The 10657-nt window shown below is 68.8% G+C and carries 10 protein-coding genes; 6 read left to right on the top strand and 4 right to left on the bottom strand.

The features are described from left to right. The first annotated feature begins 42 nt into the window (after nt 1-42). Entirely contained in the window at nt 43-645 is a 603-nt protein-coding gene (gene cglE, locus FMP39_RS32020; RefSeq protein ID WP_141593856.1) for an adventurous gliding motility protein CglE, read from the top strand. Nucleotides 646-737: 92 nt separating this feature from the next. Here the strand turns inward: cglE and typA are convergent, their stop codons facing one another. The 3 genes from typA to FMP39_RS32035 form a co-directional block, all read right to left on the bottom strand. Next, on the bottom strand, nt 738-2585 hold the full coding sequence (typA, locus tag FMP39_RS32025) for a translational GTPase TypA (protein ID WP_141593857.1): 1848 nt from the start codon (nt 2583-2585) through the stop codon (nt 738-740). Between the two features lie 199 nt (nt 2586-2784). Further along, nucleotides 2785-3726, bottom strand: coding sequence for an alpha/beta fold hydrolase (locus FMP39_RS32030; RefSeq protein ID WP_141593858.1), 942 nt, complete (start codon nt 3724-3726; stop codon nt 2785-2787). Beyond that, nucleotides 3723-5309, bottom strand: a complete 1587-nt coding sequence (locus FMP39_RS32035) for a sigma 54-interacting transcriptional regulator (protein ID WP_141593859.1) — start codon at nt 5307-5309, stop codon at nt 3723-3725. Before FMP39_RS32035 ends, FMP39_RS32030 begins: the two co-directional genes overlap by 4 nt. Nucleotides 5310-5425: 116 nt before the next feature. On the opposite strand from FMP39_RS32035, the gene FMP39_RS32040 reads away from it, so the two are divergent. From FMP39_RS32040 to FMP39_RS32060, 5 genes are all read left to right on the top strand, one after another. Then, nucleotides 5426-6430: a cation diffusion facilitator family transporter gene (locus FMP39_RS32040; RefSeq protein WP_141593860.1), complete on the top strand. Its 1005-nt coding sequence runs from the start codon at nt 5426-5428 to the stop codon at nt 6428-6430. 105 nt (nt 6431-6535) lie between these two features. Continuing rightward, nucleotides 6536-7570 carry a hypothetical protein gene (locus tag FMP39_RS32045; RefSeq protein WP_194858654.1) on the top strand — a complete coding sequence of 345 codons (1035 nt, stop codon included), beginning with the start codon at nt 6536-6538 and terminating at the stop codon, nt 7568-7570. A gap of 24 nt (nt 7571-7594) precedes the next feature. Beyond that, nucleotides 7595-8152 (top strand): 16S rRNA (guanine(966)-N(2))-methyltransferase RsmD, encoded by a 558-nt coding sequence (gene rsmD / locus FMP39_RS32050; RefSeq protein ID WP_141593862.1) that lies wholly within the window; start codon nt 7595-7597, stop codon nt 8150-8152. Between the two features lie 45 nt (nt 8153-8197). Beyond that, a complete protein-coding gene (coaD, locus tag FMP39_RS32055; protein WP_011553418.1) occupies nt 8198-8680 on the top strand; it encodes a pantetheine-phosphate adenylyltransferase in 483 nt (160 codons plus the stop codon). Nucleotides 8681-8727: 47 nt separating this feature from the next. Continuing rightward, nucleotides 8728-9918, top strand: a complete 1191-nt coding sequence (locus tag FMP39_RS32060; RefSeq protein ID WP_011553419.1) for a pyridoxal phosphate-dependent aminotransferase — start codon at nt 8728-8730, stop codon at nt 9916-9918. A gap of 4 nt (nt 9919-9922) precedes the next feature. Here FMP39_RS32060 and FMP39_RS38240 read toward each other — a convergent pair. After that, on the bottom strand, nt 9923-10657 hold a 735-nt coding region (locus FMP39_RS38240; RefSeq protein ID WP_228558512.1), incomplete at its 5' end, for a hypothetical protein.

Consider the following 10657-nt stretch of genomic DNA (forward strand, 5'->3'; position numbering starts at 1 on the left):
CTCCCGCGTTGCGCTGGGAGGGCACGTCTGTCGGGAGGACCCGTGAAGAAGTCTCAGTTGATTGCCGCGCTCGCGCTGCTGTCGTCTCCGGTTCTCGCGGCCACACCGCCGGAAGGGGTGGCGTTCGAGCCGCGCCGTGGTTTCTTCACCGAGACAGACATCGGCGTGTTCTTCACCGTGGGCGGGGAGAACGTCTACTCCAACGCCCAGACGTACCTTCAGCTCGGGGTGGGGTACGACCTCACGGAGAAGCTGTCGCTGGGGGCGCACTTCGGCCTCGGCTCGTCCGCGCAGAATTGCTTCGCGGGCTACCTGCCCGGCACGGAGACGTGCGCGCTGTCGGACAACTTCACCATGGCCTTCTTCAACCTGTCGGCGGCCTACCACGTGCGCGTCATGGACCGGCTGTTCCTCACGCCCAAGCTCGTGGCGGGCTACACGCGGCTGGATCCAGCGCCCGTGGACCCCGACGAGGGCGACCCGGGACGCGCCGTCAGCGCGCCCAACGCGGGCCTGGGCTTCGGCGTGGAGTACGCCACGGGCATGGACCACTTCTCCGTCGGCGCGGACCTGCTGGCCCGCTACATCATCGGGCCCAACATCACCTCCTTCGCCATCTTCCCGAAGGTGAAGTACACGTTCTGAAGCCCGTCTACACGAAGGGCCCGCCCCCAACGCAGTGGGAACGGGCCCTGGTGATGCGGGGCGCCCCGTGAGCGCCCCAGCAGCGCGAAGGCCTACTCGCCTTCGGCCGCGCGCTCCTCGCGCTTGCGGTCACGCTCGGCGCGGTAGCGCTCGCCCACCGCCAGCGCCTTCTTGCGCATGCGGATGGACTTGGGCGTCACCTCGACCAGCTCGTCGTCGGCGATCCACTCCAGCGCCTTCTCCAGGCTGATTTCCCGCGGCGGGGTGAGGATGACGTTCTCGTCGCGGCCGGCGGCGCGGATGTTCGTGAGCTTCTTCTCACGGCAGCAGTTCACGTTCAGCTCGGACGCGTGCGAGTGCTCGCCGATGATCATGCCCTCGTACACCGTTGTGCCGGCGCCGATGAAGAGCGAGCCACGCTCCTGGATGCTGAAGAGCGCGTAGGGCACGGTGTCGCCCAGGCGGTCGGAGACGATGGCGCCATTCTGCCGCTTGGGGATGTAGCCGAACCACGGCTCGTAGCCGTCGAACTGGCTGCTCATGATGCCCTCGCCACGGGTGATGGTGAGGAACTCCGAGCGGAAGCCGATGAGGCCGCGCGCGGGGATGCGGAACTGGAGCCGGGTGCGGCCCGAGCCCAAGGAGCCCATGTCCACCATGCGGCCTTTGCGGGGCCCCAGGCGCTCCGTCACCGCGCCGACGCTGTTCTCCGGCACGTCGCAGAAGAGCAGCTCCATGGGCTCGTGGACCTGCCCGTCGATCTCCTTGGTGATCGGCTCCGGGTTGGAGGCCGTCAGCTCGTAGCCCTCGCGGCGCATGTTCTCGATGATGACGGCCAGGGCGAGCTCGCCGCGGCCCACCACGCGGAACGCGTCCGGCGTGTCGGTGTCCTCCACGCGGACGCCCACGTTGCGGTAGGCCTCGCGGTAGAGGCGCTCACGCAGGTTGCGGGAGGTGACGAACTTGCCTTCCTTGCCCGCCAGCGGCCCGTCGTTGACCTTGAAGACCATCATCATCGTGGGCTCGTCCACGGAGATGCGGGGCAGGGCCACCGGCTTCTCCGCGTCGGCGATGGTGTCGCCGATGGAGATCTCCTCGATGCCGGCGATGGAGACGATTTCACCCGGACCCGCGTCCGGAATCTCCACGCGCTTCAGGCCGGCGAAGCCGTACAGCTTGACGATCTTACCCGGCTGCACCTTGCCGCCCTCGCGGCAGACGGAGACGGGCATGTTGGCGGTGATGCGGCCGGACTGCACGCGGCCCACGGCCAGACGGCCGACGTAGTCGTCGTAGTCCAGGTTGGCGACCAGCAGCTGCAGCGACGTCTCCTCCGACTTCGGCGGAGGCGGGATGTGGTTGATGATGGCGTCGTACAGGGGCTCCAGCGTCTTGCCGGGGACCTCCAGCTGCGTGGACGCCTGACCCTGGCGGGCAATGGTGTAGAGGACGGGCATCTCCAGCTGCTGCTCGTCCGCGCCCAGGTCGATGTAGAGCGAGTACACCAGGTCCAGCACGTCCTTCGCGCGGGCGTCCTGGCGGTCGATCTTGTTGATGACCAGCACCGTCTTCAGGCCCATGGCCAGGGCCTTGCTGAGCACGAAGCGCGTCTGGGGCAGGGGGCCTTCGGCGGCGTCCACCAGCAGGATGACGCCCTCAACGAGGCGCAGACCACGCTCCACCTCACCACCGAAGTCGGCGTGACCCGGGGTGTCGATGATGTTGATCTGCATGCCCTTGTAATTGACCGCGGTGTTCTTCGCGAGAATGGTGATGCCCTTCTCGCGCTCGAGGTCGTTCGAGTCCATCACCCGTTCGGCGACGTGCTCGTTGCTACGGAAAGTGCCCGCCTGGCGAAGCAGGTGATCGACGAGCGTGGTCTTGCCATGGTCGACGTGAGCGACAATGGCGACGTTACGAATATTTTCGCGAGGAATCATACGAACCGAACTGTGATGGCAGGTGGGGAACGCCCGAGGACGCCGGGGCTTCCGAACCCCACCGGAACCCGGGAGGTCGGCGCTTATATGCCGCGAGTGCGTCCCCTGCAATGCAGCCGGAAGCCCAGCGTTCGTGCGAGCGGGTTTTCGCTCCTGTCATCCATGAACAACGCCAGGGGGCCGGCCCCTTCCGGGGGGCTCAGGGGCCCGCAGGAGGACTCACGGCCGGTGTAGGCGTGGGTGAGGGGGCGCCGGTACGCACGTTCAGTCGCTCCCGGAGGAAGCGCTCGACGCGGGCCTCCACCCGCCCGGGGGCTTCGAGTGGGGTGGTGTGGGTGCCTTCGGGGATGAGCTCCAGTTCGGCGCCGGGGATCCGGTCGGCCATTTCCTCGGAGATCCAACCCGGCGTGAACTTGTCCTGGCCGCCCGCCACCACCAGCGTGGGGACGTCCACATGAGGCAGGTGGTCCCACGCGTTGTGCTCGGCCATGGACTCCAGGGTGCGCACGAAGACGACGGGGTCCATCCGGGCCAGGTGGTCGAAGTAGGGGGCCAGGTCGTTGCGGGCGATGCGCTCCCGGTTCATCTCCAGGGTGATGGCCAGCTGCACGGCCAGCTCCGTGCGCAGCACCGTGTGGATGATGCGGGCGGACTGCTCCGGGTAGCGCTCCACCACGCGGCGGATGAGCGGGAACGCCCGCTTGAGCGCGGTGGAGTCGTGGAAGGTGTCCAGCGGGTTGCCGTAGCTGCCGCACACCAGGACGAGCCCACACACGCGCTGGGCGTAGCGGCGCTGGAACTCCAGCGCCACCTGGACGCCCATGGAGTGGCCGAAGAGGACGACGCGCTCCATCCCCACGGCGTCGAGCATCCGCCGCAGGTCATCGCAGGTGTACAGCATGCCGATGCGAGAGCGGTCCTCGGGGACGGTGGAGCGACCGTGGCCCCGGTAGTGCCAGCGCAGCACGCGGTGGTTCCGGACCAGGTAGGGCGCCAGGTACTTCCAGGCGAAGCCGTCACAGCCCAGGCCGTCACAGAAGACCATGCCCGGAAGGCCGTCGCCCTGGACCTGGTAATACAGCTGCGCGCCATCCGGGACGCGCAGGCGGTCCTGGTGGAAGTACCGCGTGCCGGGGCTCATGCGTCGCCCATCTCCGCCTCGTCCTCGGGCAGGCCCTTGTCCAGGCCGTAGCGTGAAATCTTCAAGATGAGGTTGGAGCGGCTGATGCCCAGCTCTCGCGCCAGCCGGCTCTTGTTGTAGCGCGTGCGCATCAGTCCCTGCTGAATCATCTCCCGCTCCAGGGCTTCCACGGCCTCGTGCAGCTTGCCGTGGGCGCGCGGAGAGATGAAGGGGCCTCCTCCGGGCAACACGGCGTCGCGGATGCGGCTGGAGATGAGCTCTGCGGGGATGGACTCCAAGTCGCCCCCCAGCACGAGCAGACGTTCGATTTCGTTCTCCAACTCGCGGATGTTCCCCGGCCACGCGTACGCGCCCAGGATGGCCAGGGCCTCCGCGTCCAGCCCCCGCGCGCGCTGGCCCTCGCGGTGGTGCTTGCGCAGGAAGTGGTCGATGAGGACGGGCATGTCGTCGCGCCGCTCCCGCAGGGGCGGCAACTGCACGCGGATGACGTTGATGCGGTAGTAGAGGTCCTCGCGGAACTCGCCCCGCTTCACCAGCTCGCTCAGGTCCTTGTGGGTGGCGGCGATGACGCGGACGTTGACCTCCTTGAGCTGCGTGCCACCCACGGGCAGGAAGGTTCCCTCTTGGAGCACGCGCAGGAGCTTCACCTGCAGCGCGGCGGACATGTCGCCCACTTCATCCAGGAAGAAGGTGCCGCTGTCGGCGACCTCGAAGAGGCCCTTCTTGTCGCGCAGCGCGCCGGTGAAGGCGCCGCGGGTGTGGCCGAAGAGGGCGCTCTCCAGCAGGTTGTCGTTGAAGGCGGAGCAGTTCTGCACCACGAAGGGCTGCTGCGCGCGCGGGCCGCTGAGGTGGATGGCGCGGGCCACCAGCTCCTTGCCGGTGCCGGACTCGCCATTGATGAGGACGGTGGAGTCGGAGTTGGCCACCTTCTCCATCAACCGGAACACCTCCATCATGGGCCCGGAGCGCCCGATGATCTTCTCGAAGCGGTAGCGGTCGCTCAGCTCACGGGACGACCCGGGCGCGCCGTCCTCCTGCCGGGAGGCCTCCGCCGCTTCGTGGTTGGCGATTTCATTCGCCGCGCACTCGAGCAGGTCGGACAGCTTGCTCAGCTCGGCGCCGTCCAGGACGGGAACCTGCTCGCTCCACCCGTCCAGGGCCACGTGCTGCGGGGCGAACTGGCGCACCTTCGACTTGAGGACCTCCGCTTCGCGCGCGTCAAGAGGCTGGCGGGCGAAGCCCTCGACGAAGAGGAACCCCTCGTATTCGTTGGCGATATAGAGGGGCGCGCCCACGATGCTGAAGTTGAGGTGGCAGTCGTGGATGAGCGAGCGGCGCACCTTCTTGTTGGCCTTGAACTTCTCGTTCAGGACACGGACGGACTGGCCGCAGCGCCGCAATCCCTCTTTGGAGGTCAGGGCGGCACGGCAGAAGGCGTTCGGCGGCGGGCTGACTTCCCCGCGCTGCCACTCATGCACCACGCCGTGGCGGTCCGCGAACGTCAGCTCGACCTGCCACCACTTGCGGATGACATCCCTGAGCATGATGATGGTGTGCAGGTTCAGATGCTTCCCGTAGTCCATCCCCACCTCCGTCGCGTCTCCCCACGCTCCGGAGCAGGGGATGCCGGGCCTGGCGGCAGCCAGATTCCCGGCCTCTCATACCTCATGACTGGGCATTAGCCGCACCCCTCACTCCCGTGACTACTTCCCCTTACACCCGCGGTGAATCCGGGCATGGCCACGAGCACGACCACGGCGACGGGCATGGCCACCATCATCATCATGGCCATGGGCACGGCCATGGGCACGGTCCCCGGAGGGGCGGACTGGCGGAGGAGCGGAAGAAGGACAAGCGCCGGCTCATCTTCGCCCTGGTGCTGACGGCCACCATCGCGCTGGCGGAGGCGGTGGGCGGCTGGTTGACGAACTCGCTGGCCCTGATGTCCGACGCGGGCCACATGCTGACGGACGTGTCCGCGCTGGCGCTCAGCCTGGTGGCGCTGTGGTTCGCGGGCAAGCCGGCGGACGTGAAGAAGACGTACGGCTACTACCGGATGGAGATCCTCAGCGCGCTGCTCAACGGCGTGCTGCTGATGGGCATCACCGGCTTCATCCTCTATGAGGCATGGGAGCGGGTGCGCTCGCCGGCGCAAGTGGACATCGGGCCCATGGCCATCGTGGCGTCGGTGGGCCTCTTGGCCAACCTGGGCGCGCTGGGGTTCCTGCACCGCTCCCACTCCATGAACGTGCGCGGGGCCTTCCTGCACGTGCTGGGGGATACGCTGTCGTCGGTGGGCGTGCTCGTGGGCGCGGGCATCATGGCGTACACGGGTTGGTACGTCGTGGACCCCATCATCTCGGTGGTCATCTCCATCGTCATCGTCATCGGCGCGGTGCGGCTGGTGCGCGACGCGGTGGACGTGCTGATGGAGGCGGTGCCAGCGCACGTGGACCTGGCGCAAATCAAGGAGCTGATGCTGCGCGCGCAGGGCGTCACGGCGGTGCATGACCTGCACGTGTGGACCATCTCCAGCGGCGTGTACGCGCTGTCCGCGCACCTGGTGGTGCAGGACCCCATGGTCTGCAACAACGACGAGATTCTCTCCGCGGTGAAGCACGACCTGTACGACCGCTTCGGAATCGACCACACCACGATTCAAATCGAGAGCGAGACCTACTCCCACCTGGGCGAGGTCCACTGACGGCCCTGGGGCCCGGCCGGGGCCCCCCGTCCGCGTGCCCCAGCGGACGCTCCCAGCAGCTTCGCCTTGCCTCGGGCGGCGCGGGCGGATGATTCTCCGCGCTCCATGAACGTGCTGGACAAGGTGCTGACGTTACGGCCGGGGAACACGGTGGCGCGGGTGGGCGCGGGTTCGCGCGTTCCGCTGCTCAATCCCCGGGAGCTGCTGCGTGCCCTGGCGGAGGCGCCGGTGGCGCTGCCGTGTCTGCCGGTACAAGCGAAGGGTGCCTTGCCGGGCCTGCTGCGCGCGGCCCGGTCGGAAGACGCCGTGCTGGGGCTGGCCTGCCCACACCCGCTGTCTGACCGGGGGGCGCCCGAGCGCTTCGTCGTGGCCGCGCACCAGGTGGCCGCCGAGGCCGAACACGCGCGGCCCCTGTTCCTCCAGGCCGGGCCCATTCGCGTGGCCCGGGCGGACGCGGACACGCTGGACGCCTTGAAGGACGGCATCTACCGCGTGGTGGACGCCGGCTTCTCGCTGGTGTCGTTGGACCTGTCCCGGCTGGACTCCTACGAGGCCGTGGAGGCCGTGAATGCCCTGGTGGCGCCGGTGACCGAGCGCGAGCTGGCGCTGGAGCTGACGGGGCCGGCCGCTTCTGGCGGGTTCGTGGACGCGTACCGGACGCTGCTGGAGGGCCTCAGGCAGTGGAAGGTGCCGGTGGACTTCGTCCGTGTGCCGGAGTCCGCGCTAGGTGAGGGCGAGCCGGACGTGCGTCTGCTGCGGAGCCTGGTGGAGCTGGCCGGGGAGTACGACGCCGTGCTGTCGGTGGGTGAGGCGGGCTCGGCGCTGGCCGGCGGGCTGCCCACCTACGTGGCGGCGGGCGTGCGCAAGGTGGACTGCGTGGGTGGCTTCGAGCGGCTCGCGCTGGGGGCGTGGCCCCCGGAAGTCCGCGCCAGCGTGGAGGAGAAGGCCACTGCCGCCGGGCTGCCCGCGGGCCAGCTCCTGAGCGTGCTGGAGGAGCAACTGCCGCCGCTGGACGACGCCGCGCGGGAGAAGCTGGAGGCCCTGGCCTTCATGGAGGCCACCGAGGTACTGGCCGCGCTGGGCGCCACGCGCACGGGGCAGGCGTCGCTGCGCTTCCTGGCGGAGAAGCGGGGCGACTGAGGCCGGAGCGGTGTAGAAGGGGCCATGCGAATCGTCGCAGGCACCGCCAAGGGCCGCGCCCTGGCCGGCCCCAAGTCCTCGTCCCTTCACATCCGTCCCACGGCCGACCGCGTCCGGGAGACGCTCTTCAACGTGCTGGGCCAGTTCCTGGACGGCCAGCGGGTGCTGGACCTCTACGCCGGCACCGGCGCGCTGGGCCTGGAGGCCGTGTCTCGCGGCGCGGGGCAGGCGGTGCTGGTGGACCAGGACCGCGAGGCGCTCACCCTCTGCCGTGAGAACGCGCAGGCCGTGGGGCTCGCCGGGCAGGTGGAGGTGCTGTCCTCGCCGGTGGCCCGGGCGCTGGAGACGCTGAAGCGGCGGGGCGACCGCTTCGAGCTCATCTTCGCGGACCCGCCGTATGCCGCGCGCGTGGTGGAGACGGTGCTGGACGGCATCGTGGCCGCCGGGCTGTTGACCCCCTCTGGCATGGTGGTGGTGGAGCACGACAAGCGCGAGGCGGCGCCGGACACACATGCCGGGCTTGACCGGGAGGACCAGCGCCGCTTCGGGGACACGTTGGTGAGCTTCTATCGGGCGCCGTGAGCAGTCCTTGACCGGCTCCCGGGGGCATCCGAGACTTCCCGGCACATGCTGGTCGCCATCTATCCTGGTTCTTTTGATCCGCTCACCAACGGGCACCTGAGCCTCATTCAGCGCAGCCTGAAGATGTTCGATCGGCTCATCGTGGCCATCGCGGTGAACCCGAAGAAGACACCGCTCTTCTCCGAGGAGGAGCGGCTCACGTTGATTCGAGAAGCCGTCCAGGACGACCGGGTGGAGGTCGACGCCTTCCACGGTCTGCTGGTGGACTACGTGCGGCGCCGCAACGCGGGCGTCATCGTCCGCGGACTGCGGGCGGTGTCGGACTTCGAATACGAGTTCCAGCTCGCGAACATGAACCGCAAGCTGGCGCCCGACGTGGAGACCGTCTTCATGATGACGGGGGAGGACTACTTCTACATCTCCTCCAACCTCGTCCGGGAGGTGGCCTCCTTCGGAGGGGACGTCACCGGGCTGGTGCCGCCCAACGTGCACGAAGGTTTGAAGGCCAAGTTCGCTGGACGGAAGTAGCAGGCAGTCCCCTTGTCCGGCGTGGGGCTCCGCGTTAGGCAGGGGACATGAAACTCGCTCACCGGCTCCAGGCCATCAAGCCGTCTCCGACGCTCGCTCTCAACTCGCGCGCCAAGGCGCTCGTCGCCAAGGGTGTGGATGTAGTAGTCCTGGCCGCGGGGGAGCCGGACTTCGACACGCCGGATTACGTGAAGCAGGCCGCGGTGGACGCACTGCGAGCGGGCTTCACCAAGTACACCCCGACCAACGGCATCCCGGAGCTGCGCGAGGCCATCTGCGCCAAGCTCGAGCGGGACAACGGCTTGCGCTATACGCCGGACCAGGTGCTCGTCACCTCCGGTGGCAAGCAGGGCCTCTACAACTTCTGTCAGGCGGCGCTGGAGGAGGGGGACGAGGTCATCATCTTCGCGCCCTTCTGGGTCAGCTACCCGGACATGGTGCGGCTGGCGGGCGCCACGCCCGTCATCGTCCCCACGCGCGAGGAGGACGGCTTCGCGCCGGACCCGGACGCCATCCGCCGCGCGCTCACGCCGCGCACGCGCGCCGTCATCATCAACAGCCCAGGCAATCCCACCGGCGCCGTCTATTCGCGCGCGGCGCTGGAGCGCATCGCGGAGGTTCTGCGGCCCCACGACTGCCTCATCGTCACGGACGACATCTACGAGAAGCTGCTCTACACCGACGAACGCCTGGGCATCAGCGACGTGGCGCCGGACCTGGTGCCGCGGCTGGTGGTCGTGAACGGCATGAGCAAGGCGTACTCCATGACGGGCTGGCGCATGGGCTACGTCGCCGGGCCCAAGCCGCTTTTGGCCGGCATGCAGATGGTGCAGGACCAGTCCACGTCCAACGCCTCCTCCATTGGCCAGAAGGCCGCGCTGGCGGCGTTGCAGGGTCCGCCGGACACCATCGCCGCCATGGTGAAGGAGTACCGCGAGCGCCGTGACTTCTTCATCGCGGGACTGAACGCGCTGGACGGCGTGCGCTGCCGGATGCCCGAGGGCGCCTTCTACGCCTTCGCGGACGTGCGGGGCCTGCTGGGCCGGTCGTACAAGGGCAAGCCGGTGACGTCCGCGATGCAGCTGTCGGAAATCCTCCTCGACGACTTCCGCGTCGCCGCCGTGCCCGGTGAGCCGTTCGGCGCGGAAGGCTACGTGCGCATGAGCTTCGTCACCTCGCGCGAGGTGCTGCAGAAGGGCCTTGCCCGGCTGGGTGAGTTGGTCAAGGCCCTGAGCTGACCGCTCAGTCCGTGTAGGCGAAGGCGCGGAACTCGTCGCGGTACTTGCGGTAGACGAGGACGGCGGGGCGGCCGGAGATGTTACCCACGGCCGTCCACACGTCCTTGGGGTTGCGCAGGTCCAACCCCAGCCGCGCGGGCGCCTTGCCGTACTTCTTCTCCATGGCCTCCAGCGGCATCACCTCCACGTCATAGAGGGTGATGAGGTCCGTGCGCTTCAGTCGCAGCTGCTTCACCCACGCCGACACCAGCTCCTCCGGCGTGGCGTAGCGCTCCGCCTCCAGGCTGAAGGGGTAGAGCAGCTCGTTCGAGGCGGTGCGGACGTCCCCCGTCAGCAGGGACTGGAGGAGGAAGCGCGCGTCCGCCTGGATGTCCTTGCGGATCTGCTCCTCGGGGGACAGCGGCGGCGCCTCCGGGATGGCGTCGCGCTTGAAGTCGGCAAATCCAGGAGGCAGTTCGACCGGCGGTGCGTCCGCAGGGGGCGGTGTGGGCGCCGCGCGGGGCGACTCGGCGGCGGCTGCCGACTTCGGAGCGGCGGGGGCCTCGGGCTTCGGGGCCGCGGCCTCGGCCTTCTTGGTGGCGGCGGTGCCTTTCTTCTTGGCGGGTGCCACAGAGGGAGCCGGCGCAGCGGGCGCTTCAGCGGCTGGTGGCGTCGCGGGCGCCTCGGCCTGCTTGGGCTCCGCCTCGGCCTGCTTGGGCTCCGCCTCGGCCTGCTTGGGCTCCGCCTCGGGCGTGGGCTC

The sequence above is a fragment of the Myxococcus sp. AB056 genome (assembly GCF_006547365.1).
GTDB classification, from domain to species: domain Bacteria; phylum Myxococcota; class Myxococcia; order Myxococcales; family Myxococcaceae; genus Myxococcus; species Myxococcus virescens.

Bases quoted from the DNA above. Each gene is read 5' to 3' on its own strand.
- typA (WP_141593857.1), bottom strand. From the start codon at position 2,585: ATGATTCCTCGCGAAAATATTCGTAACGTCGCCATTGTCGCTCACGTC.
- FMP39_RS32030 (WP_141593858.1), bottom strand. From the start codon at position 3,726: ATGAGCCCCGGCACGCGGTACTTCCACCAGGACCGCCTGCGCGTCCCG.
- FMP39_RS32035 (WP_141593859.1), bottom strand. From the start codon at position 5,309: ATGGACTACGGGAAGCATCTGAACCTGCACACCATCATCATGCTCAGG.
- FMP39_RS32045 (WP_194858654.1), top strand. From the start codon at position 6,536: ATGAACGTGCTGGACAAGGTGCTGACGTTACGGCCGGGGAACACGGTG.
- rsmD (WP_141593862.1), top strand. From the start codon at position 7,595: ATGCGAATCGTCGCAGGCACCGCCAAGGGCCGCGCCCTGGCCGGCCCC.
- coaD (WP_011553418.1), top strand. From the start codon at position 8,198: ATGCTGGTCGCCATCTATCCTGGTTCTTTTGATCCGCTCACCAACGGG.
- FMP39_RS32060 (WP_011553419.1), top strand. From the start codon at position 8,728: ATGAAACTCGCTCACCGGCTCCAGGCCATCAAGCCGTCTCCGACGCTC.